The 21,861-nt window shown below is 31.6% G+C and carries 26 protein-coding genes and 1 pseudogene; 7 read left to right on the top strand and 20 right to left on the bottom strand.

Going from position 1 to position 21,861, the window contains the following annotated elements; translation table 11 throughout:
* Positions 1-2: 2 nt before the first annotated feature.
* From MOV42_RS04310 to MOV42_RS04350, 9 genes are all read right to left on the bottom strand, one after another.
* Positions 3-392 carry a chaperone NapD gene (locus MOV42_RS04310; RefSeq protein WP_324172560.1) on the bottom strand — a complete coding sequence of 130 codons (390 nt, stop codon included), beginning with the start codon at positions 390-392 and terminating at the stop codon, positions 3-5.
* Between the two features lie 23 nt (positions 393-415).
* Positions 416-1,366, bottom strand: coding sequence for a WD40 repeat domain-containing protein (locus tag MOV42_RS04315; RefSeq protein WP_324172561.1), 951 nt, complete (start codon positions 1,364-1,366; stop codon positions 416-418).
* On the bottom strand, positions 1,363-1,857 hold the full coding sequence (locus MOV42_RS04320) for a ferredoxin-type protein NapF (RefSeq protein WP_324172562.1): 495 nt from the start codon (positions 1,855-1,857) through the stop codon (positions 1,363-1,365). The genes MOV42_RS04315 and MOV42_RS04320 overlap by 4 nt, the downstream gene beginning before the upstream one ends.
* Positions 1,857-2,510: a nitrate reductase cytochrome c-type subunit gene (locus MOV42_RS04325; protein WP_324172563.1), complete on the bottom strand. Its 654-nt coding sequence runs from the start codon at positions 2,508-2,510 to the stop codon at positions 1,857-1,859. Before MOV42_RS04325 ends, MOV42_RS04320 begins: the two co-directional genes overlap by 1 nt.
* Positions 2,494-3,339: a quinol dehydrogenase ferredoxin subunit NapH gene (gene napH, locus MOV42_RS04330; RefSeq protein WP_324172564.1), complete on the bottom strand. Its 846-nt coding sequence runs from the start codon at positions 3,337-3,339 to the stop codon at positions 2,494-2,496. The genes MOV42_RS04325 and napH overlap by 17 nt, the downstream gene beginning before the upstream one ends.
* On the bottom strand, positions 3,339-4,151 hold the full coding sequence (gene napG, locus MOV42_RS04335) for a ferredoxin-type protein NapG (RefSeq protein WP_321777651.1): 813 nt from the start codon (positions 4,149-4,151) through the stop codon (positions 3,339-3,341). Before napG ends, napH begins: the two co-directional genes overlap by 1 nt.
* Positions 4,152-4,184: 33 nt before the next feature.
* Complete coding sequence (napA, locus tag MOV42_RS04340) at positions 4,185-7,004, bottom strand: nitrate reductase catalytic subunit NapA (protein ID WP_324172565.1); 2,820 nt, start codon at positions 7,002-7,004, stop codon at positions 4,185-4,187.
* A 164-nt stretch (positions 7,005-7,168) separates the two neighbouring features.
* Positions 7,169-8,179, bottom strand: a complete 1,011-nt coding sequence (locus MOV42_RS04345; protein ID WP_324172566.1) for a type IV pili methyl-accepting chemotaxis transducer N-terminal domain-containing protein — start codon at positions 8,177-8,179, stop codon at positions 7,169-7,171.
* Positions 8,176-8,847, bottom strand: a complete 672-nt coding sequence (locus tag MOV42_RS04350) for a Crp/Fnr family transcriptional regulator (protein WP_324172567.1) — start codon at positions 8,845-8,847, stop codon at positions 8,176-8,178. Before MOV42_RS04350 ends, MOV42_RS04345 begins: the two co-directional genes overlap by 4 nt.
* A 68-nt stretch (positions 8,848-8,915) precedes the next feature.
* On the opposite strand from MOV42_RS04350, the gene MOV42_RS04355 reads away from it, so the two are divergent.
* On the top strand, positions 8,916-10,172 hold the full coding sequence (locus tag MOV42_RS04355; RefSeq protein ID WP_324172568.1) for a diguanylate cyclase: 1,257 nt from the start codon (positions 8,916-8,918) through the stop codon (positions 10,170-10,172).
* On the opposite strand, the gene MOV42_RS04360 is transcribed toward MOV42_RS04355, so the two are convergent.
* The 3 genes from MOV42_RS04360 to MOV42_RS04370 are packed head-to-tail and all read right to left on the bottom strand — an operon-like array spanning position 10,169 to position 12,948.
* A complete protein-coding gene (locus tag MOV42_RS04360; RefSeq protein WP_324172569.1) occupies positions 10,169-10,513 on the bottom strand; it encodes a translation initiation factor in 345 nt (114 codons plus the stop codon). The genes MOV42_RS04355 and MOV42_RS04360 overlap by 4 nt on opposite strands.
* Positions 10,514-10,515: 2 nt before the next feature.
* Positions 10,516-11,343 (bottom strand): DUF5718 family protein, encoded by an 828-nt coding sequence (locus tag MOV42_RS04365; RefSeq protein WP_324172570.1) that lies wholly within the window; start codon positions 11,341-11,343, stop codon positions 10,516-10,518.
* On the bottom strand, positions 11,344-12,948 hold the full coding sequence (locus tag MOV42_RS04370) for an ABC-F family ATP-binding cassette domain-containing protein (RefSeq protein ID WP_324172571.1): 1,605 nt from the start codon (positions 12,946-12,948) through the stop codon (positions 11,344-11,346). It lies immediately after the preceding gene.
* Between the two features lie 102 nt (positions 12,949-13,050).
* Between MOV42_RS04370 and MOV42_RS04375 the strand changes: the two genes are divergently transcribed.
* On the top strand, positions 13,051-13,467 hold the full coding sequence (locus tag MOV42_RS04375) for a GNAT family N-acetyltransferase (protein ID WP_324172572.1): 417 nt from the start codon (positions 13,051-13,053) through the stop codon (positions 13,465-13,467).
* A gap of 8 nt (positions 13,468-13,475) precedes the next feature.
* Here the strand turns inward: MOV42_RS04375 and MOV42_RS04380 are convergent, their stop codons facing one another.
* Together MOV42_RS04380 and MOV42_RS04385 are read right to left on the bottom strand one after the other, a co-directional pair.
* Positions 13,476-14,459, bottom strand: coding sequence for a YhdH/YhfP family quinone oxidoreductase (locus tag MOV42_RS04380; RefSeq protein ID WP_324172573.1), 984 nt, complete (start codon positions 14,457-14,459; stop codon positions 13,476-13,478).
* A gap of 59 nt (positions 14,460-14,518) precedes the next feature.
* Positions 14,519-14,878: a YchJ family protein gene (locus MOV42_RS04385; protein ID WP_324172574.1), complete on the bottom strand. Its 360-nt coding sequence runs from the start codon at positions 14,876-14,878 to the stop codon at positions 14,519-14,521.
* Between the two features lie 40 nt (positions 14,879-14,918).
* On the opposite strand from MOV42_RS04385, the gene pta reads away from it, so the two are divergent.
* Both pta and MOV42_RS04395 read left to right on the top strand, forming a co-directional pair.
* Positions 14,919-17,000, top strand: coding sequence for a phosphate acetyltransferase (gene pta, locus MOV42_RS04390; protein ID WP_324172575.1), 2,082 nt, complete (start codon positions 14,919-14,921; stop codon positions 16,998-17,000).
* Positions 16,997-18,034: an acetate kinase gene (locus MOV42_RS04395; RefSeq protein WP_324172576.1), complete on the top strand. Its 1,038-nt coding sequence runs from the start codon at positions 16,997-16,999 to the stop codon at positions 18,032-18,034. Before pta ends, MOV42_RS04395 begins: the two co-directional genes overlap by 4 nt.
* Here the strand turns inward: MOV42_RS04395 and MOV42_RS04400 are convergent.
* The 5 genes and pseudogenes from MOV42_RS04400 to MOV42_RS04420 all read right to left on the bottom strand — a co-directional run bounded on the left by MOV42_RS04400 (position 18,000) and on the right by MOV42_RS04420 (position 19,921).
* Positions 18,000-18,434 (bottom strand): hypothetical protein, encoded by a 435-nt coding sequence (locus MOV42_RS04400; RefSeq protein ID WP_324172577.1) that lies wholly within the window; start codon positions 18,432-18,434, stop codon positions 18,000-18,002. The two genes, MOV42_RS04395 and MOV42_RS04400, sit on opposite strands and share 35 nt — an antisense overlap.
* A gap of 109 nt (positions 18,435-18,543) precedes the next feature.
* Positions 18,544-18,762: a cold-shock protein gene (locus MOV42_RS04405; protein WP_324172578.1), complete on the bottom strand. Its 219-nt coding sequence runs from the start codon at positions 18,760-18,762 to the stop codon at positions 18,544-18,546.
* Between the two features lie 240 nt (positions 18,763-19,002).
* Positions 19,003-19,104, bottom strand: a pseudogene (locus tag MOV42_RS04410) (AraC family transcriptional regulator); the annotation flags it as partial.
* A 170-nt stretch (positions 19,105-19,274) separates the two neighbouring features.
* A complete protein-coding gene (locus MOV42_RS04415; RefSeq protein ID WP_324172579.1) occupies positions 19,275-19,673 on the bottom strand; it encodes a PIN domain-containing protein in 399 nt (132 codons plus the stop codon).
* Positions 19,673-19,921: a hypothetical protein gene (locus tag MOV42_RS04420; RefSeq protein WP_324172580.1), complete on the bottom strand. Its 249-nt coding sequence runs from the start codon at positions 19,919-19,921 to the stop codon at positions 19,673-19,675. The genes MOV42_RS04415 and MOV42_RS04420 overlap by 1 nt, the downstream gene beginning before the upstream one ends.
* A gap of 148 nt (positions 19,922-20,069) precedes the next feature.
* On the opposite strand from MOV42_RS04420, the gene MOV42_RS04425 reads away from it, so the two are divergent.
* Genes MOV42_RS04425 through MOV42_RS04435 form a run of 3 tightly spaced genes read left to right on the top strand, consistent with a single transcriptional unit; the run spans position 20,070 to position 21,193 of the window.
* The gene (locus MOV42_RS04425; RefSeq protein ID WP_324172581.1) at positions 20,070-20,612 is read left to right on the top strand and encodes a hypothetical protein; all 543 of its coding nucleotides are present in this window, start codon (positions 20,070-20,072) and stop codon (positions 20,610-20,612) included.
* A 49-nt stretch (positions 20,613-20,661) separates the two neighbouring features.
* The gene (locus MOV42_RS04430) at positions 20,662-20,865 is read left to right on the top strand and encodes an RNA-binding S4 domain-containing protein (RefSeq protein ID WP_324172582.1); all 204 of its coding nucleotides are present in this window, start codon (positions 20,662-20,664) and stop codon (positions 20,863-20,865) included.
* 1 nt (position 20,866) lies between these two features.
* Positions 20,867-21,193 (top strand): hypothetical protein, encoded by a 327-nt coding sequence (locus tag MOV42_RS04435; protein WP_324172583.1) that lies wholly within the window; start codon positions 20,867-20,869, stop codon positions 21,191-21,193.
* Here MOV42_RS04435 and MOV42_RS04440 read toward each other — a convergent pair.
* Positions 21,131-21,841, bottom strand: a complete 711-nt coding sequence (locus MOV42_RS04440) for a DUF445 domain-containing protein (protein ID WP_324172584.1) — start codon at positions 21,839-21,841, stop codon at positions 21,131-21,133. The genes MOV42_RS04435 and MOV42_RS04440 overlap by 63 nt on opposite strands.
* Positions 21,842-21,861: the final 20 nt, after the last annotated feature.

Raw genomic sequence — 21,861 nt, forward strand, 5'->3', positions numbered from 1 at the left:
ACCTATTTTTTACCTGTTTCATCAAATCGTCTAGCAAAGCCTTCTAAATCTTTTTTCTTTAAATCACCATTATATACTATATCTTTTGGGTCTAAGTCTTCATCATTTAGCATCTTAGGAACTACATCTGCATTTTCTAAAACTTCCATATGTGCATTTAACTCATCTTCACTATATGCCATTTGCATATCAGCGGTAATAACATGAGGGATAGCTTCTATTACTCGTAATTTTTTTAGTTCTTCTTCAACACCAGAACCTTCTAATGTAATTATTATACGGCCTTGTTCATCATGCATATGGTAATCACATACTTCACAATCTTTTAAGCTTTGCACAACTTCATCTAAAAACTTTGGTACCGTTTTAACTACTATACTTGAAATGTTCATATATTTTTCCTTATTCTTTTAGTTTATCTTATCTTGTATAAATTAATACTTTTGTCATCGCTTGCAACTAAAAAATTATTTTCATCTAAAAATAAGATTTTAGTTATTGTCATTTTATTTCCACCAAACTTACCTAGGACAGATTTTGTTATGGTGTTAAAAACTGTAATATTGTTTTCTTCATCACTCGAATATGCAACTAATTTTCCACTTGGTGATAATCCAACACTATAAATCAAAAAGCTTGAAGATTTATAATAAGCAGAATCAAATTTATAAGCATAAATCACAATTCTTCTATCTTGACCTGCTGTTGCAATAATACCATTTTTATAAGCAACTTGAAAGACATTATCCAAATTTTGTCCTTCTAGTGTTTTTAGTAACACGCCATCTTTTATAGAGTGTATTTTTAAACTACCACTTTCATCAGCTATAACTACTTCACTTTTAGTTTCATTAAGTGCGAAATCAGAAAATTTAGCTCCAGAAACCTGTATCATCCAGTTCTGTGTTTTTGTTTTTATATTGTATGAAATTAGTTCATTACTTAACATACCTAAGAGAATATTATCTTTATTGATAAATTTTGCTTTAGAGATTGTAAGACTTTTAGTATATGGAATAATCAGTTCAAGTTTATTATTTTTGTATATATGAACTCTTCTAAAGCCTCGTTTTGCTTGAGATAAAATAAGGATTTGTTTATCTAAAACATCAACTGAATATATTTTAGAATCAGCCTTGTCACCCATAAAATCTTCTATTTGACTAATCTTTATTTTTTTGATAATTTTTTTATTTTTAAGATTAAAAATATCAATTGATCCAGCATGAGTAGAACTATAAAGTTTAGAACCACTTACAAACATATCAGTTACTGCTCCACTAGAGATAAATCTCTTTTGTGGCATTTTTATCTCAGCTATCAATAATGAAGCTATAAATAAAGTAATTAAAATTATTCTTTTCATTTTATCTCCTTAAAGTCAATGGATGCGGCAGGGCATCTGCCTAAACAAAAGCCACACGCTGTACATTTATCATGGTCTATTTCAGGCATAAACATTGCTTGAAAATTAATAGCATTATCTAAACATGGGTCTTTACAGGAAAAACACATGACACCGTTCCAGCTTAAACAGGCACTTTTATTTATTGTGACTTTAGCATTAATATTTTTTTTATCTTCTAAGTTTAATACTTCAAACTCACAAGCGTTAACACACTCATCACAAAAGGTACAGCCACTTTTGGAAAAGTCTAGATAGGGTGTTTTATCTGAGGCGATTTTTATAATTTCTTCTTCACAAACAGTGGCACACTTCGCTTCACATTTGTTACACTCACTCTGAAAAAGAGATTCATCGCCAAAATAAGGCGGTCTTAAAATAGTTTGTTCTGCTTTTATCCCTTCACCTTTAAGAGATGAAGAGAGAAAGCTAAAAAGCTCTCTTCTCTGCATTATTTAACTGTGTTGATGCCTTCCATTAGTTTAGTACCACTCCAACTTGATTTACTAGCACCATTTGTACTTGTAAATGAAGCTTCAAAATTATTTTTTGGAGCTGGACCAGAACTTTGTGTAGCATGGCATAAGGTACAGTTAAATCTAGAACCAGATAAGTGGTTTAGTTTTTTAATAGATACATTTGCAAGTTTTTCACTTGAAGTGTTATCTACTTCTGTACCGTTTTTAGTGATTCTACCATCTGCAGCTATAGCAGTAGCAGGTCTAAAATCAGTCATGTGGGAAGCTGGATAAGGTAATGCACCCATACTTGGAGCTGTTTGTGGTGAATGACAACTAGTACATGAATTATTTGATATTGTAATTGGTAACATGCCCTCTGTGTCATGTGGAATCATTGGTGGAGCATCTTGGAATGCTCTTTTGATTGTTTTTCCACTTCCTGCAACGCTAGTACTGTAATTCGTAGTATCACCTACTGTCTCAGCCGCTTCTGTATAAAGATTAGTCTTTCTTAACCCTAAAGACTCTTCACTAATAGTTGGTTTTACAGTGTCTCTTGTAGTTGGTGCAGCGTCATTGCCACAACCAACAAAAAGAAGTGCTGCAGTAAATAAACCAAGTGTTATCTTACTTATTGTTTTCATTATTACTCTCCCGTTTTTTTGTTGTTACTAGTTCTCTGATTGAAAAGTTTAAAGCTTCATCATCACATACATCGATACATCTAGCACAGTTTGTACACTCTCCTGAGAGTACAGGTATACTTTCTTTATCTATCATATATAAAACTTGCTTCTCTGGACAAACAGTTATACACTTCATACAAGCAGTACAATTTTCTGCTTTATGATGTACTCTAATTAGACTAAATCTACCTAAAAGTGAATAAAAACCACCTAGTGGACAAATATGCCCACACCAGCCATTTTTAAGAACAAATAGGTCAAAAAGAAATATAATGAGCATTGCTGCCCATCCAAATCCTAAACCAAATACTATACCTCTATGAACCATAGAGATAGGACTAATAAATTCAAAAGCAGTGATGCCCATCGCTGCTGATATGATTAAACTTAAGACTAAAACCCAATACCTCATGTTTCGAGATGCTGGTTGTCTTTTTTGGTTACGATCAATTTCTAGTTTGTTTCTTAAATACCCTGCTGTATCTGTTATTATATTTATTGGACAAACCCAACTACAAAAGACACGACCGCCAATTAGTAGATAAAATATAGTAATTATTGCAACACCTATAAGTAAATCAGTTGCTAAAATAGCACCAGCTGCAAGCATTTGCAAGGCAGCATAAGGATCACTTAACGGAATGACATTTAAAAAATTTGATGAACTAAGATTTCCCATAAGGATAGTCCAACCCCAATGATTCGCTCCAAAATACATCAATAGTAAACCTATCTGAGTTATTCTTCTTAAAATTAAATATCGGTAGTTACTCCATAATGTTGCCATTAGTATAAACCTCCCGTATCATTTAAAGAGTCTAAAGCACTTCTTTTACTTATCTCAGTTGTTGTTTTGATTTCAGTTGCATTTTCTAAACGCTTCTCATCTTCTTTATCCCAACCTTTGATATAGTAGTTTCCTGCTCTACCCATTGCAACTTCTCTTGGAAGCACAAATATAGCTGCTTTTTCTGTTACACAAGCTTTTTCACATAATCCACATCCAGTACAGATGTTTGAGTGAACGATTGGTTTCATATAAGCGTGTTTACCCGTTCTTTCATTTTTTTCATAAATAACTGTTATAGCTTCACCCAATAAAGGACAAGCTCTATAACATGCATCACATTGAATACCCCAAAAAGCTATACAACTTTCATCATCGATAACTGCCAGACCCATGTCTGCTACATTTATATCGAGTTTGTTATCTGTTGTAACGCTTGATTCATCAAGTGCACCTGTTGGACAAACAGGTACACAAGGAATATCTGGACACATATAACAGGGGATCTCTCTAGGAATAAAATAAGGAGTTCCTAGAGGCTTATTATCACCTGGTTTAGCGAGTAATAGTGTATCAAAAGGACAAGCTTCAACGCAGAGTCCACACTTGATACATGTTTTTAGAAAGTCTTTCTCTTGTATAGCCCCAGGCGGTCTTAGGAGAAGTTGTGAAGCCGTAACTTCATCAACATAAGCACTCCAAATAAACCCGCCAAGTGATGCAATTCCTACACCTCTAGCCATATCAAGGATAAACTTTCTTCTATCACTCAATGGTTCTTTCTTTTCTATTTTAGGTCTGTTTTCGCTCAAAACGAATCTTTCCTTAACTTAAATCTAAATTTATTATGCTTTGTAAACTTTTACAGCACATTTTTTAAAGTCTGTTTGTTTTGACAATGGACAAGTCGCATCTAGACAAACTTTGTTTATAAATACTTTTTCATCAAACCATGGTACAAATACTAGACCTTTTGGAGTTCTATTTCTACCTCTAGTTTCAACTCTAGCTTTTACTTTACCACGACGAGATTCAACCCAGCATAGTCCACCTTGTTTAACGCCAAATTTCTTAGCATCTTCAGGGTGCATATAGCATAAAGCTTCTGGAACGGCACGATATAACTCAGGTACACGCATAGTCATTGTTCCTGAATGCCAGTGTTCTAAAACACGACCAGTACATAACCAAGTGTCATAATTTGCATCTGGCATTTCTGGAGGATCCATATATGGACGAGCAAAGATTTTAGCTTTGTTTTTAAGGTAATATTTGCCTTTTTCTTTAACGATACCATTCAAGTTACCTTGAGGTCTTTTTTTCAAAAATTCACCGTAGAATGCATGTGAATTACCAGTCTCTTTTGTAGCTTTAGCTGCATAAGGATCGTATTTCGCATTAAATCTCCATTGAGTTTCTTTACCATCAACAACTGGCCATTTAAGTCCACGAACTTTATGATAAACATCAAATGGTGCAAGGTCATGACCATGTCCACGAGTAAACTCTGCATATTCTTCAAAAAGATATTTATGAATAAAGAATCCATAACCTTCCCACTTTTTACCATCTGAACCGATAACATCACGAGAATCACCAAGACACTCTGTATCATCATAACCAGCTTGGATAGGGTCGTTCATATCTTTTTTGAATGCTTTAGCTCTATCATTAGCAAATAAAACTTCATACATAGTAGTCTCAGGAGTATAACCAGCTGCTTTAACTGCTGCTGCTGAGATACCTTTCATATCTTTTTTACCCCATTTAACTTTAACATCTTTCATCCAAAGGTCTTTAATAGTAAAACGCTTAGAGAACTCAACCCATTGCCAAGTATCACTCATAGAATCACCTACTGGAAGAACCTGTTGACGCCAGTGTTGAGTACGACGCTCAGCATTACCATAAGCACCCCACTTTTCATAAATCATCGCTGTTGGTAAGATAAGGTCAGAAACTTTAGCAGAGATACCAGGGTATCCATCAGAAGTTACAATAAAGTTATCCATTTCACGAGCCGCTTTGATCCAGTGAGAAGCAGAAGCTGTATCTTGGTATGGATTACAAACATTAACCCATGCAAATTTAACATGACCATCTTCTATATCACGGTGGATACGCATGATGTGTTGTCCCATTTGACCATTGATTGTTCCAGCAGGTACTTTCCATGCTTTTTCAACAATAGCTCTGTGTTTAGGATTTTTAACCATCATATCAGATGGAAGTCTGTGTGTAAATGTACCAACTTCACGAGCAGTACCACAAGCAGAAGGTTGACCAGTTAAACTGAACGCACCATCACCTGGTTTAGCTTGTTTATTTAGTAAAAAGTGAACATTATAAGCAAGAGTATTTGTCCAAGTACCGCGTGTATGTTGATTCATACCCATAGTCCAAAAAGATACTACTTTTCGTCCTTTTTCAATATAAAGATCTGCTAGTTCTTGAAGTTTAGCTTTAAAACTCTCTAATGACTCATCTGGGTCACCTTTAGAAATTTTAGCTACATACTCAAGTGTATATGGTTCTAAAGATTTTTTATATTCTTCAAATTCAACTAACCAGTGCTTAAGACCTGGTTGGTTATGAACCATTTTATCACCAGCTTTGTATCCATAAGGAGCAAGTGCCGGAGCTTCTTTTTCAGAAACGATTGTAGTCATTTCTTTAGAAATTGTTTCCATCTCTAGTGCAGTATATTTACCATCTTTGATAGATTTTTCATTAGATTTTCTCATACCATAACCGATGTTTGGAGCAGCTGCTGCAAAAACCATGTGCTTATTAACAAAATCCCAGTCAATTGACTCAGGGTTATTAAACACGATTTCTCTAGCAATATAGTTCCATAAAGCAGTATCAGTTTGAGGTGAGAAAATAATCTCAGTATCAGCTAAATCTGAAGTTCTATGAGTATAAGTTGACATATTGATAACTTTTACTCTCTCTGGGTCTGATAATTTTCTATCTGTTACACGCGACCATAAAATTGGGTGCATTTCTGCCATATTTGAACCCCAAGATACGATTGTATCAGTAAGTTCGATATCATCATAACAGCCTGATGGCTCATCAATACCAAATGTTTGATAAAAACCAACAACTGCCGATGCCATACAGTGACGAGCATTAGGATCGATTGCGTTTGAACGAAATCCACCTTTCATCATCTTCTGCGCCGCATAACCTTCCATAACAGTATATTGACCAGATGCAAATACTGCTACACCTTCAGGACCTTTTTCATTAAATGCTTTTTTAGCATGAAACTCCATCTCATCAAAAGCTCTTTCCCAAGATATTTCAGCAAATTGACCTTTTTTGTCAAATTTACCATTAGCATCTACTCTTAGTAAAGGTTTTGTAAGTCTGTCCGCACCATACATAATCTTAGCATTAAAGTAACCTTTAATACAGTTAAGACCTCTATTTACTGGAGCCGCGGGGTCCCCTTTAACAGCAACAATTTTACCGTTTTTCGTAGCCATCATGATACCACAACCAGTACCACAGAAACGACAAGCTGCCTTGTCCCATCTCCAGCCACCTTCAGCTTGATTAGCTTGTGCTTGTAGCTCCGCTGGTACAGTCATACCAATCGCCGCTGCTGCAGATGCTGCCGCTGAACTTTTAAGAAATTCTCTTCTAGAAAGTGACATATTTTCTCCTGTTTGATAATTTTTGTTAAGGTGTCCATTAACGATTCAATATTAGCACTTTGCAGCTTTAAAAATCTTTGACTTATGTCAAGTAATTAGAAAATTATATTAAGAATTCTTTTATTTATGATAAATGTAGATATAAGTAGCACTTAACTTAAAGATTAAGACATGTTTTCTTGGCAACTTTTTGTCAGTTTTGTAAGTTCTGCTTTTAAATCAGAGAGTTTTTTAGTTGAGTTGATTAAATCTTCGGTGGATTCTATAACAATATCCTCACTATTGTTTAGATGCTTATGAGCTAAAGACTTATCTTTTAACTCATCAATAATTAAATCAAACTCATCAGTTAATTCTTCAAGTTTAGATGATGCTCTTTCAGATTGTAAAATAGCTTCATTTGAACAATCCATAGCAGAATTTACTTTGTTTATAAAGCAGTTCATAGTATCACTAACTTCAATAATTTCCACTTCACTTTCAGCTTGGAGTTTGATTGGAGTGAGTTTTGAAACATCTTCATTATTTAAAAGCATTTTGGAATATTGCATAAAAGTATCTACATGAGATTCAATCATACGAAGTTGTAAAAGAGCGTAAAAAAACAAAAGTAAAAGAGTAAGTCCAGATGCATATTGAAAAAGCTTTATAAAGTTTGTTTTTTCTTCACTGAAGTTTGTGTACATAGTTACTAGCTTATCTACATTATCAAGCAGTATAGTATTTTCTCTATATATAGAAGTTATTATTCTATCTAATTCAGGATTTTTATTTTCATCTGATAAAGTTAATAACTTAAAATTTTGTATATTTTCATGGAATTCTTCCCAAAGTTTATTTATAACGATTTGTTGAGTTGAAATTTTATAAGTAGGAACAGAGGAGATTCCTTTATCTGAATCACCATGTCTTAGAGTATTTAAGCCATTGATAAACTCATCAACTGCCTCATTTAATTCATAAAAATCTTTGTTAGAACTATAATGAATATAAAAAATATTTTTACTCATTTTTTGAGTGAGCATTCTTTGTTTTCCTGCAATATTGATGATAAGAGCATCTTTGGCATTTTGTTGATTTAAGTAGATAGTTGTAGCGATAACACTAAGCATAAGAACTATAAGTAAGGCACCTAAAATTCTAATTTTTTTACTAATACTCGTAACTTTTTTCATAATTCTTCTCCTCTAAATATAGTTTGTAATGATTTTACATCTAAGATAGATATAGTTGAATTTTCCATCTCAATAATTCCACTTCTTTTTAGTTTTTTTAGAACTCGTGATAGTGTTTCAGGTTGAATATGTAGCATAAAAGAAACTTCTTGTCTTTTTAGTGAGTTGAACATAGTTAAATCTTCACTGAGCATAAAGGCAACTTTTGCAGTTGCATCAAAAACTAACTCTCGATTTACAACACAATGAAGTTGCTGAGTTTTTAGTAGAATTTCATTTATAAACTCATTGTTAAGTATATTTTTTTTAAGAAATCTATTTTTAAGTTCTGTGAAGTTTACTTCTAAAATCAAGCTATCTGCAATAAATTCCGAATTTGAATAGCAATTGATATGAGTATTTTCAAGACTTGTGAGTTCTGAAACAAGAGAGTTACTGTGAATATGATATAAAAAAATCTCATTTTCAAATTTATCTATTTTATATATTTTTAATACACCACTTACAAGAAAGAAAATTTTGTCATAGGTATCATTTTCGTAGTAAAGAATAGATTTTTTTGGGTACTCAACAACTTTTGAAATCTCTTTTACCTCATTTATTTGTTCGGCATCTAGTGATTTGAAAAAGTTTAGTTTTTGGATAGAGTCGAGTTTTTTATCAAGCATAGATGTATTTTAGCATAATGGTATAAGATTTGCTATAAATCAGATATATATTAATATTAAGAGGTTAAATGCAGTTTATTGAAGCACTTAAGTTAAGAAGCAAATTATTATTTCTTTTTTTATTAGTAACAATAGGTCTGTTTTCAGTTGGTATTATAGGGGCTTTATATATAGACTCGATGAAAAAAAATTTAGATTCTCTTTACTTTGGTTCTCTTATTCCTGTTGTTGAGCTTAATGAAATCTTGCAAACTTATCACGGAAATATAACAAGTACAATTTATAAAGCAAAAAATACTGCAATTAGTAATTCTCAAGTTTCTTCAGAAATTAAAAATTCTTTAATGAAGGTCAAATATCAATGGCGAAGTTATGAATCACATTTTAAAAGATATGAAGAGTTACAGTATGTAGAATATGCTGCATCAGAAATCAAATCTACAAATATTTATTTTGAAAATATACTTGAAGGCATATTAAATGGAAATGAATTAAAGAATATATCAATAATAAATTTTGAAATGAAAATGGAGCATATTCATAAAACAATTAAAAAACTTATAAAATATGAGGTTGAAGTTGCAAAGTATGAAAGGAAGAATTTTTTAAAAGTATATGAATCTATAATAATTAATGTAGGTATTATCCTTTTGCTTGTTATTCTTGGAATATTGATAATTTCTTTTTATGTATTTAAAAGTATTCAGAGCGATCATACAAAACTAGAAATTGCTACAAAAAAACTCCAACAAGCAAATAAAAAACTTGAGAATGTATCATATACGGATGTCCTTACCTCTTTGCATAACAGGAGATACTTTAACTTTATATATGATAGAGAACTAAAGCGTGCAAAAAGAGCAAAGTCTTATATTACATTTATGATGTTAGATATTGACTTTTTTAAACAGTATAATGATACATATGGACATATTGAAGGAGATTTCGCACTAAAGAGTGTTGCTAAAGTTTTAAAAGAATCTCTACAAAGACCGAGTGATTATGTTTTTAGATTAGGTGGAGAAGAATTTGGAGTTATACTAATAGATACAGATGAGTCAAATAGTGCAAAATTAGCAAGAGATATATGTGATTCTATCCGCGATAGAAAAATCAAACATGAAACAAGCACGGTAAATGATTATTTAACAATCTCTATTGGTATTGTTTGTTGCATCGCTGATGAAGCACTAAATGAAGATATACTTATAAGTAGAGCAGATGAGATGTTGTATAAGGCGAAAGATGGTGGTAGAGATGGATATACAATCACTACTAATGTAAGTGAATCAACGACTAAATCTAAAGAACAAAAAGAGGCTTAATGCCCGTTTTTAAATTTAAAATCAGTACCAAGTAGAAGAGGTCTTAGCTTATCTTTTAATTCGCCTTGAAACTCCATAAAATTTTCTTTCACTGCTCCACCACAACCTAATTTTTTCTTTAGCATTTTAAGTGTAGTTGTTTTGTCATTTTTTGAGAGTAGAAACTCTCCCACAATAGTAACAGTCTTTCCTCTTCTTTTCTCTTTGGCAAAGTATAAAAAATGTTTTGAAGGTTCTAAAATCTCTTTTGATAATATAATTATTTTAGGTGTTTGAACTTTAGCCCATCCATTATCTATATTAGCACCAATAAAAAGGTCTAACTTTTTACCTCTACTCATTTTTAGATAACTTTTTGAGCTAAAACACTCATTTTATCAAATGAATTATTTTTAATATTTGTTGTGACATCATTAATTGAAAAATCATTTCTATTATATATAGCTATAATAATTTCATCATCTTTTTTTAAAAAAGTTTTCTCTCCATATGAAGTGTATCTTGTAGCACCGATGCTAATAATTGCTTTTTTTGGATTGTCAGACTCTTTTATGTACTTAGAGAGTTCTTCTAATGGTCCAAAATCTTTTTGTGTATTTAGTTGATGGAGCATCCATGAAAGAAGTTTTTCATAAAAATAGCTATAACCAGTTAGCCGGGCATCTTCTCCGTAAGCTTTTAGCTCATCATCTCTTTTTAAAAAGCTACAAATAGAGTAGTTATCCATAATTCCATTATGAGAAAATTTATCTATTTTAATAAGAGTATCACTTACACCTTTTGAAGATGCACCCCAGTTTTTCTTATCACTTATCTTCGCGGCACCTGCAATCCTTATAGAACAGTCATTGTAAGCTCCAAAGTGAGTTGGAGTAATTGACGATAAAACACCATCTTTATAGTTTAACTCACAGATTAGTCCAACTTCTGGTTCTGCTTGAACATTTACATCAGATGCAGGAAGTTTTAGTGTGTCGTGAGAGAGAGGATAGGTATGTAAGATTTTTTTAGCTGAGCATGGTACTGGGAAGTAAAAAGGAAACATACCTTTAGGGGCAGCTTCATCAGCAGTTATAATATCTTTAAACTCAACTGCTTCACCTGCTTGGTCTAGATGCAAGGCAAAATTCCCTGCAATGCCTAGACCTAAAAAATCTTCATATTTATTCAATTATATTCTTCCGGTTGCTTTGGCATCTGCATATTCTTCGTAAGTACCTTTAAAGTCAGTTATTGTTCCATCTGCATGAATTTCAATGATTCGAGAAGCAAAAGCGTCTAGAAGTTCACGGTCATGAGATACACAGATTACATTTCCTTTAAACTCTAAAAGTCCTTCCCCAAGTGCAACGATTGCTTCAAGGTCAAGGTGATTCGAAGGCTCATCTAAAACTAAAAAGTTTCCACCCTCTAGCATCATTTTTGAGAGCATCATTCGATGTTTTTCACCACCAGAGATACTAACTACAGATTTTTCTTGTTGCTCACCATTAAATAACATACGACCTAAGCAGTTTCTGATCTCAGCAATATCACGCTTAGGATCAAAAGCTCTAAGCCAATCATAGAGAGTTCCATCTCCATTAATTGTATCTGCTGTGTCTTGAGGAAAGTAAGAGTTTTCAATAGTAGCACCCCAATGAACTTCTCCAGAACTAGGTTTCATTTCTTCCATCATAATTTTGAGTAGAGTCGATTTGCCTACACCATTTGGTCCAATAAGTGCAACTTTCTCATTTGGCTCAAACTTAAGACTTACATCTTTTAATACTTCATTATCTCCATAAGAGTGATTAATATTTACAAGATTTAATGCTTCATCACCCATAGTTCTTTTTGCTTTAAAAACGATACTTGGGTCTCTTCTTGAAGATGGTTTAATGTCTTCTATAACAAGCTTATCAAGTTTTCTTTGTCTTGAAGTTGCTTGTTTTGCCTTAGAAGCATTTGCGCTAAATCTACGAACGAAAGCTTCTAGCTCATCTTTTTCTTTTTCTTTTTTAGCATTACCAAGTTCCATCTGTTTAGCTATTACATTTGCAGCAATATACCAATCGTCAAAGTTACCAGTAAATTCACGTATTTTTTGATAATCAACATCAAGGATGTTTGTTACTACGGCATTTAGGAAGTGTCTATCGTGAGAGATAACTACCATTGTACCTTCATGTCTTTTAAGCTCATTTTCTAACCAGCTAATAGTTTCGATGTCAAGATTGTTCGTAGGCTCATCAAGAAATAATACATCTGGTTTTGGGTATAAAACTTGTGCAAGTAAAACTTTGAATTTATCAGCACTGTCAAGAGAACTCATAAGGTTTTGATGAAGGTCTGCTTCTATACCTACATTTTCAAGAATTTTTGCAATGTTTACATCATACTCGTAAGTTGGATCTTCTTCAACACAGATTACTTCTAAATCTGCAAGACGATTGTTAACAGCATCGTCTTCAAAATCTCCACTCATATAAAGTTCTTCTTTTTCTTTGATCGCATCATAGAGTCTTTTGTTACCATAAAGAACAGCATCCATAATTGTGTACTCTTCAAAAGCAAATTGATTTTGTCCTAGAACACCAACTTTATTTGCTTTAGGGATAACTATGTCACCCTCGAATTCGTCGATTTGTCCACATAGAATCTTTAAAAAAGTTGTTTTTCCGGCACCATTTGCACCGATAAGACCATATCTTTTGTGACGGTCTAGCTTAAGGTTAATGTCTTGAAATAGAACTCTATTTCCAAAGCGCATAATTAAATTTTGTACGTTTACCATGATTATATCTCTTAGATGAATTTTCGCGATTATAGCTAAGAGTTGTTTAAAAAAGCATTAGTATTTATTTTATTGTAATTATATTTCATGTAATATATGATTATGCAAATTAGAGAAATGAATTTAAAAGAGTTATATCCAGTTTATGATGTTGTAAAACAACTTAGAGTTGATTTGTCATATAAAGAGTTTGAAGATCTTATTTATGAGATGAGACACATAGAGTATAAGATGTTTGGTGTAATGAAAAGAGATGAACTCATAACATATGCTGGTGTTGCTGTTGTAACAAATCTTTATCATAAACGGCATCTATATGTATATGATTTAGTAACCCATGAGAAGTATAGATGCCAAGGTTACGCAAAAGATATGCTTGAGTATTTACACGATTATGCAAAAACATGTATGTGTGAAAATATAGTTTTATCTTCTAGTTTTGCAAAAGAAAAAGCACATGAATTTTACGAAAAAAATGGCTTTAGTAAAAAAAGTTTTGTATTTTTAAAAGAAGTATAGAACTTCTTTTAAATTTTCACTAAGTATCTTCCTACTGCTTTAGCATCTAAGAGTGTTTTATAAGCCTCAGGTAAATCTTCCAATGAAATTTCAGTTGTAAGATTTTCTAAGCTATCTATTTTAAACTCATTTGCTAGTTTATTCCAAATAGATAGTTTCTTTTCTATTTTACACTCAACAGAATCTATGCCAATAAGTCTAGCCCCTCTTAATATAAAAGGGAAAACATTTGTATTTAGTTTAAATGAAGAAGTTAGTCCACAACAAGTTGCAACTCCATCATATTTTAGAGCCTTCAACGCTTCTGTTAAAATATTTCCACCTACTGTGTCTACTATCCCTGCAAATCTTTCTTTTACCATAGGTTTTTTATTTTCAACATCAAAGTCTTTTCTTAAAATAACTTCTTTTGCACCAAGCTCTTTAAGAAAAGGAATTTTCTCTTCTTTAGCACTAATAGCAACAACATTAAATCCAAGTTTACTTAAGATAGCAACAGCAATAGAACCAACTCCACCCGTAGCACCAGTTACTAATATCTCTCCAGATTCTACACCTATGCCATTATTAAGTAATTCATTTATGCTTAAACCTGCTGTTAAACCAGCTGTTCCATAAGTCATAATCTCTTTATCTGATATATCTGTAGGTTTTTTAATTACCCAAGCATCTGGAACTTTTACAAACGACTGATGTCCTCCATCGCTATTCATTCCCATGTCATAGCCTGTTACTAAAACTTCATCACCTTCTTTGAATTTACCAGAATTGCTTTGTTGTATGGTTCCTGCCACATCGATGCCTGTTACATGTGGAAAGTTTCTTGTAACTCCTGAGTTACCTACCGAACTAAGGGCATCTTTGAAATTAACACTAGAATAAGTAACTTTTATCAATACTTCATTTTCGTTAATTGTAGGAATAACCAACTCCTGAATTGCTGATATAAATTTATCATCAATTTTATTAACTACAAATGCTCTATTTATCATTGAATCTCCTTGGTATTTATAGAAGATTTTATACTAAAGTAGATGTAATGTCAACAGAATCAATAACAACACTTTTTAAATTTTTTTCCACTACCACAAGGGCATTTATGGTTACGCTCAACTTTAGAGTTAAATAATTTTCCATCTTGGTATTTCCATACTCCTTCTATCTTTACAAAGCTACTTTTTTCATGTAGAACTTTTATGTGGTTATTTTCTTTATAGTAAGCTTTAAATTCAACTATGTCATCAAAAGAATTTAATATTTCTAAACCTATCCACTCTATTGGTTCCATTTTGCTTAACTCTTGGATGGTTTGATTAATAGAAGTTTTTTCTAAATATGCCCAATCTTCTTTAACAAAAGCTTCATATCTACTTTTCATTAGTTCTTTTGGAGTTGAAGTAATATTTTTCATAAAAATCTCTTTTTTTAAAATATTATACTAGAATTGAACTATGAATGTTAAATCACTTTATATATCTGCTCAAGAAAAAGGAGCAGGAACACTTTTTATTTCTATGGGAATGATGGAAATTTTAAAAAGAAATCTTCATAATGTTGCATTTTTTAGACCTATTATTTACTCTAAATCAAAGCTAGATAGAGATATAGAGTTTATTTTGAAAAGATATAACATAGATATGAATTATAAAGAAGCTTATGGTTTTGATATAGAATATGTTGAAGCGATGCTAGCATCTAATCGTTACAATGAACTTATAAATCAACTTATTACTAAGTTTAAAAAGTTAGAAAAAAAGTATGATTTTGTTTTATGTGAAGGCATTAGACGCTCTTTTTTGAGTAAAACAATCAACTATGATTTAAATATAAAAATCGCTCAAAACTTTGGTTCTTCAATTATCAATATTATAAGTGCAAAAGATAGAAAAGTTACAGAAATTTACGAAGATATTTTAATGGAGAATGAAAATGTAAGTTCTGAAGGATGTCTTAATTTTGCAACTTTTGTAAATAGACTTGACAAAAAAAATTATAAAAACTTAGAAAAAAAACTTAAAAAAGTATCTCAAAATGTATATCTTTTTAGAGAGTTAGATGAGTTAGATCGCTTAACTGTTCAAGATGTTTTAGAAGGTCTAGATGCAAAGGCGATCAATTTTGGTAATAAAGACCATACTAAAGTTATAAAAAGTGTAAAGGTAGCAGCACTAAGTGTAAATAACTTTTTAGAGCATCTAGAAGAAGATGATTTGATAGTTGTCCCTGCTGACCGCTCAGATATAATACTTGGACTTTTTGGAGCTCTTTATTCTAAAAACTATCCAAATATCAGTGCTATAGTTTTACCTTATAGCACTAAAGTAGATAAAAGTATTCAAAAACTCATAGATGGATTTGATGATTTTAATATTCCTATTTTATCTGTTTCTACTGATACTTATCAAACAGCAAATAATATATCAAAAATAAATGCAAGATTAAGAGTAACTAGCGAGAGGAAAATAGCATTAGCCCTTGGACTTTTTCATCAAAATGTAAATATAGAACAAATTGAGAAAAATATAGTTACAGCTTCAAGCGATATTATGACACCTATGATGTTTGAGTATAAGCTTTTTGAACTAGCAAGAGTAAATAAGAAAAGTATAGTTTTACCAGAAAGTAAAGATGAGAGGATTTTAAGAGCAGCTGAGATTATTTTGCGTAGAGGGGTTGCTGAGATAATTCTTTTAGGAGATGAAGAAGAGTTGAGAGAAAATTATTTGAGATTGGGGCTTGACTTAAGTGAAGCTAAAATTATAAATCATTTAGATTCCAAGCTTATGAAAATCTTTGTTGATGAATTTTATAATCGAAGAAAAGCAAAGGGTTTGAGTGAAAAAGCAGCTGAAGATGCAATGCTTCATGTTAATTATTTTGCGACAATGATGGTTGAGCTTGGGTATGCAGATGGTATGGTAAGTGGAGCAGTTCACTCAACAGGTGAAACAATAAGACCAGCACTGCAAATCATAAAAACAGTACCAAATATCAATCTTGTATCAAGTGTTTTCTTTATGTGCTTAAAAACAAAAGTTTTAGTCTATGGGGACTGCGCTATAAATCAAGACCCAAATGCTAAAGAACTAGCACAAATTGCACAATCTTGTGCAGCAACAGCTCAGACTTTTGGTATAGATGCAAAAGTAGCTATGCTATCTTACTCAACAGGAGATAGTGGATATGGAGTAGATGTAGATAAGGTTAGAGAAGCTACAAAATTTTTTAAAAAAAATAATCCGAAGATATTAATTGAAGGACCTATCCAATATGACGCTGCTGTTAATAAAAAAGTAGCTTCTTCAAAACTTCCAAACTCTAAAGTAGCTGGTAATGCAAATGTCTTGATATTTACAGATTTAAATGCAGGGAATAATACTTATAAAGCAGTTCAGCGTTCAAGTGATGCTGTTGCCATTGGACCAATACTTCAAGGACTAAATAAACCAATTAACGATTTAAGTAGAGGTTGCGATGTATATGATATAGTAAATACAATAGCAATTACAGCGGTACAGGCAGGTAAAAAATGAAAGTAGCGGTTATAAATTCAGGTAGTTCTTCTATTAAATTTAAAATATTTAATATGAATAGTGAAAGTGTAATAGTGGATATTTTGGTTGAAGAGATAACAAATCATCATAAAGCACTCGAAGATATAATTTCAGAATTAGAGTATCAAAATATAGACTTTAATTCTTTAGATATTATAGGGCATAGAGTTGTTCATGGTGGAGAAGAATTTTCTCAAAGTGTAGTTATAACACCATTAATAACTGATAAAATAAGAGAGTTGGTTCCCTTAGCACCTCTGCATAATATGGCAAATTTAGATGGAATTTTAGTTTGTCAAAAGAAGGCCCCTAATATTAAGCAAATTGCTGTTTTTGATACTTCTTTTCACGCATCTATGCCAAAAGAAGCTTTCATTTATGCTCTGCCTTATGAAATGTATGACGCATATAAAATAAGAAAATATGGTTTTCATGGAACATCTCATTCATACCTATTAAAAGAGTGTGCTTTGAGATTAGATAAAGAGGTCTCAGAGCTAAATATTATAACTTTGCATCTAGGAAATGGGGCAAGTATTTGTGCTATAAAAAATGGACAAAGTATAGATACATCCATGGGTTTTACACCACTAGAAGGTTTAGTTATGGGAAGTAGAAGTGGAGATATTGACCCATCTATAGTTCTACATTTACAAAGAAGTTTAGGTTTTAGTATTGATGAGGTTGATAATATGTTAAATACTTCTTCAGGCTTAAGAGGCATTTGCAATCATAGTGATGTTAGAGATATTATAGACTCAGATAATGATAAAGATAAACTTGCTTTAAGTATGATGATAAGAAGAATAAGAAAGTATATTGGTGCATATATGACTCTATTAGATAGTATAGATGCTATAGTGTTTAGTGGAGGAATAGGTGAAAATTCTGCTTATATTAGAGACAAAGTTATGGATAAGAATTTAGCTTGTGGTGTCCCCATCTTAGTTATAAAAACAGATGAGGAGTTAGAAATAGCTAGAGAGTGTAAAAAGAGTTTTTTTGAGCAATAATATTTAAAGTTTTTAAGTCTTCTTTACTTAATACAGTTCCTTTAATTTTGTGAGCCATACTTACAAGATAAGCATAAGAATCAAGTTTAACATTTTTTTGCATTAAGGCTTGAGTAGATATAAAGTCCATAAGCTTTTCATGGTTAAGTTTAACAGAGCTGTTTTTTATGTTTTGAAGCATAAGAGAAAAAAGTTCTTCATCCATAGTTAAAAATCTTTGTGCAATTTTTTTAGAAGCATCTTCGTCAATTCCTCTTCTATGCAAATTTTGAGCAATTGAGTTTGAAATAGAATTTATTTTAACTTGAGTATTTGCACTTAATAAGGTTGCAGTAATTGGAGTTAGTGTTAGTGCTGAAGCAAGAAGTACTGAAGATAAAATTGTTTTATTTTTTGTCATTTGTTAATCCCTTTCAAGTTGATAAAGTGATTATTGGGAAAAAAAGTGTAAAAAAAGTGTGAGTGTGAGATTTTTTAAATATGCAGGCTAAAAGCCTGCAAAATTGTTACTAAAGTGGAGTTACATTCTCAGCTTGAGGGCCTTTTTGACCTTCGCCTACTTCAAATGTAACTTTTTGCCCTTCAGCAAGAGAAACACGCCCACCGCCAGTGTGGTTAACTTGACGAAAATGTACAAATACATCTTTTCCGCCATTATCTTGTTGAATAAATCCATAACCTTTTTCTTCATTAAACCATTTAACTGAACCGTCTTGTAATTCTGCCATTGCAATACCTCTGTATTAAAATATCACTTCGTGAGCGAAGTGGAGTCAAAAATTGGAGAGTCTTTAGGTCACAATTGAGCATATCACTAAATTACACACTAAAGATGAACTCGCGCCTCATCTTTCATCGAAGGTATTATAGCTTAATTTTTTGATAATTGAAAATAAATTTATTAGTTAAAATCTGAATGTAGCACGGTAAGCTTTGAAAAGTGTTACTTTTATCTTTTGTTATCCATATCAGCTAATCGGTACATAAATCTCAGTTTTTAAGTTTTTTGGTTTTGTTTTTCTTGGGTCACGATTTAGATATTTCTCAAATATAGGTTTATTTCCTAAATTTGTGCCATTTTGTTGCTATTTTCATTTTTACTTTTTTCAATTCTTTTGTATCAAATTATATAAGGATTTTAAAATTAAAACTACTCTAAGATTGCTAATTTATTTCTTTGGATAACGGTTGCTGTGAGCGATATTTTTTCCATAGGAGAAATATTAGTTCTTCGAACTTGTTATAATTTTGGTTCAAGTTCTAGGTTTTGCACTCTAGCAAAGTGTTTAATGTTATTGCTAATTAAAGTACAATCGTTTTCAATAGCTATACTAGCAATCATTAAGTCCATATCAGCAATTATATTACCATTTTTTTTTAATCTTGATTTTTCTTTTGTAAAAATTAGACTTGATATTTGGGTAAATTCTAATACTTTGAAACTATCTAAGAAAGGCTCAATTACTTTTAAACTTTGAGTTATTTTAGAAGAATTATAAGCACCATAAATTAATTCCGTATAATTTATTCTTGAAATATACAAATTATCTATTGGAATTTGTGAGAGTCTTTCAACAACTTCTTTTTTTCCTTTTAAAAAGTATATTAATATGTCACTGTCAATCAAATATTTTTTCATTAAAGATCTAACTCAAAGTCTTTAGAATTTTTATCATTTACAATACTTTGTAACATATTGTCAGCATCATTACTTTTTAGTTTACCCGCAAACTGCAATAACTGATTTTGTTTTAAATGATTTTGTTTTGAGAAGAAGCTTATAGCTTTTTCTATAACTTCTGTTTTCGTTGTATGAAATTCTTCTGTTAATTGATTGAGTGTAACAATGACACTTTCTTCTAATCGTAGATTCACTGCTCTTTTCATGATAATTCCTTTGTCTTTACAATATTATACATTATAAATACATTTTTGTAAAGATAATGCATTAGTCCATAACATTTGGCACTAAATATTTAGCTAATTTAAAAATAGTCGATATATATGGAATTAAGCATAATTAAAAGGAGATGCCATGAATATTAATTCAAATATGCCAAATATAAATGCAAATCAGAATGCAGGGCTAATAAAGAAGAACTTTACAGAAAAAATTTCAAAAGAAGAAGCATCAGAAATAAGAGAAACAATTACTAGAAATGCTCATGAAATGATGCTTAGTTCTACAACTATTCAAAGTAGTCTAGCTTCAAAGAAAGATGATTTCGCATCTTTATATAAAGATTTTAAAAGTTTTTTAAGTGATATTGGTTACGAAGGTAAACCGATAGCTGAACTTTCTAAAGATGAAGCATCTGAGCTTGTAAGTGAAGATGGTATCTTTGGTATCAAACAAACTTCTGAGCGAATAGCAAATTTTGTAATAAATGGAGCAGGTGGCGATGAAGATAGATTTCGTGCAGGTCGTGAAGGTATGCTCTTAGGATTTAAACAAGCTGAAGAGATGTGGGGCGGAGAGCTTCCAGAAATTTCACAAAAAACTATGCAAGCAGCTATTGAAATGGTAGATAAAGCTATGTTTGAAGCAGGATTCTCTATCTTAAATGAAGAAGCATAGATGTAGATAAATAAAATTTTGCTATGATTTCACAATTAAAGGTAGATTGATGAAATTTGAATTAAAAGATGACTATATAGAGCTATTTAAATTGTTGAAAGTTTTAGACCTAGTGGATAGTGGTGCACATGCGAAGATGCTTATAGCTGATGGTTATGTTAAAAGAAATGGCGAAGAAGAACTTAGAAAAAGAGCAAAAATTATTTCTGGTGATGTAATAGAGATTTCTGAAGTTATTATAGAAGTTAAATAGAATGCGAATATTATTGCTATTAGTTGTTATTATAAGTTTTATTTTTATATCTTCTTTATATATTTCAAAAGAAGATGGAAGTTTAGACAAAGAACTGAAATTGGTAAAAAAGATAGATATAAAACCATTGCAAATTTTGCATGACAAATTTTTAAACTTAGATATAGATGCTAAAGGTTTTGATTTACAAAAAGCTATAAAAGAGATAAAACAAGCGAGAAAACTTTACCCGCTTGATAATAAATTAAAAATGATAGATATGAAGTTAGAGAATAAACGAGCTAATGAGGCCTATAAGTCCACCAAAGACTCCACCCCAAACAACTAACCAGTCGAGATGCTCTTTTATGAGTTTTTGAATCATTTCTTTTACAAGTTGTGGCGTGAGTTCATTTAGTCTTGCATCTATTACATTTTCTATTGAGGCTAACATATCATCACTTAGTTCTGAATTTTGCATGTGGTTTTGTAGAGTTGCGTTAAATGCATCTGAGTTCACTATCTTGATAACTGCACCTTTCATTTTTTTAGAAAAAGGCTCACGAAGTCCGTCCAATGCTGTTTCTCCACCAAACATATCAAGCATTCCACCAAATGAAGACTCCATTACTGTTTTACTTAAAGCATCAAAAGCAGGAGCAAAATCAGTTTCTTCTATGATAGGTTCTAAGTTTATCTTTTGTTCTTCATTTTTAAAAAAATCATCTAGTTGCTCACGAGTGAAAAATTCATTCATCATCATATTTTTGATAGACTCTTTAAAAGCTTCAAACCTTGCAGGAATGACTCCAGAACCATAAAGAAATGGAACTTTTTCAAAAAGCATATGAATAGCAAGTTGATTTGTAAAAGCTCCAGATAAAGCAAACAGACCACTAAACAGAAGTAAAGAACTATATTCATCAGGTGTTGTAAATGATAAAGCTGTTAAAATAACAGCAATAAAATGGGTAATAAAACTTTTATTTAATTTCAAATAATATCTCCTAAAATAAA

Source organism: Sulfurimonas sp. (assembly GCF_029027405.1).
Classification (GTDB): domain Bacteria; phylum Campylobacterota; class Campylobacteria; order Campylobacterales; family Sulfurimonadaceae; genus Sulfurimonas.

Coding starts and splice junctions, on each gene's coding strand:
- MOV42_RS04310 (WP_324172560.1), bottom strand. CDS start 392: ATGAACATTTCAAGTATAGTAGTTAAAACGGTACCAAAGTTTTTAGAT.
- MOV42_RS04315 (WP_324172561.1), bottom strand. CDS start 1,366: ATGAAAAGAATAATTTTAATTACTTTATTTATAGCTTCATTATTGATA.
- MOV42_RS04320 (WP_324172562.1), bottom strand. CDS start 1,857: ATGCAGAGAAGAGAGCTTTTTAGCTTTCTCTCTTCATCTCTTAAAGGT.
- MOV42_RS04325 (WP_324172563.1), bottom strand. CDS start 2,510: ATGAAAACAATAAGTAAGATAACACTTGGTTTATTTACTGCAGCACTT.
- napH (WP_324172564.1), bottom strand. CDS start 3,339: ATGGCAACATTATGGAGTAACTACCGATATTTAATTTTAAGAAGAATA.
- napA (WP_324172565.1), bottom strand. CDS start 7,004: ATGTCACTTTCTAGAAGAGAATTTCTTAAAAGTTCAGCGGCAGCATCT.
- MOV42_RS04345 (WP_324172566.1), bottom strand. CDS start 8,179: ATGAAAAAAGTTACGAGTATTAGTAAAAAAATTAGAATTTTAGGTGCC.
- MOV42_RS04350 (WP_324172567.1), bottom strand. CDS start 8,847: ATGCTTGATAAAAAACTCGACTCTATCCAAAAACTAAACTTTTTCAAA.
- MOV42_RS04355 (WP_324172568.1), top strand. CDS start 8,916: ATGCAGTTTATTGAAGCACTTAAGTTAAGAAGCAAATTATTATTTCTT.
- MOV42_RS04360 (WP_324172569.1), bottom strand. CDS start 10,513: ATGAGTAGAGGTAAAAAGTTAGACCTTTTTATTGGTGCTAATATAGAT.
- MOV42_RS04370 (WP_324172571.1), bottom strand. CDS start 12,948: ATGGTAAACGTACAAAATTTAATTATGCGCTTTGGAAATAGAGTTCTA.
- MOV42_RS04375 (WP_324172572.1), top strand. CDS start 13,051: ATGCAAATTAGAGAAATGAATTTAAAAGAGTTATATCCAGTTTATGAT.
- MOV42_RS04380 (WP_324172573.1), bottom strand. CDS start 14,459: ATGATAAATAGAGCATTTGTAGTTAATAAAATTGATGATAAATTTATA.
- MOV42_RS04385 (WP_324172574.1), bottom strand. CDS start 14,878: ATGAAAAATATTACTTCAACTCCAAAAGAACTAATGAAAAGTAGATAT.
- pta (WP_324172575.1), top strand. CDS start 14,919: ATGAATGTTAAATCACTTTATATATCTGCTCAAGAAAAAGGAGCAGGA.
- MOV42_RS04395 (WP_324172576.1), top strand. CDS start 16,997: ATGAAAGTAGCGGTTATAAATTCAGGTAGTTCTTCTATTAAATTTAAA.
- MOV42_RS04400 (WP_324172577.1), bottom strand. CDS start 18,434: ATGACAAAAAATAAAACAATTTTATCTTCAGTACTTCTTGCTTCAGCA.
- MOV42_RS04405 (WP_324172578.1), bottom strand. CDS start 18,762: ATGGCAGAATTACAAGACGGTTCAGTTAAATGGTTTAATGAAGAAAAA.
- MOV42_RS04415 (WP_324172579.1), bottom strand. CDS start 19,673: ATGAAAAAATATTTGATTGACAGTGACATATTAATATACTTTTTAAAA.
- MOV42_RS04420 (WP_324172580.1), bottom strand. CDS start 19,921: ATGAAAAGAGCAGTGAATCTACGATTAGAAGAAAGTGTCATTGTTACA.
- MOV42_RS04425 (WP_324172581.1), top strand. CDS start 20,070: ATGAATATTAATTCAAATATGCCAAATATAAATGCAAATCAGAATGCA.
- MOV42_RS04430 (WP_324172582.1), top strand. CDS start 20,662: ATGAAATTTGAATTAAAAGATGACTATATAGAGCTATTTAAATTGTTG.
- MOV42_RS04435 (WP_324172583.1), top strand. CDS start 20,867: ATGCGAATATTATTGCTATTAGTTGTTATTATAAGTTTTATTTTTATA.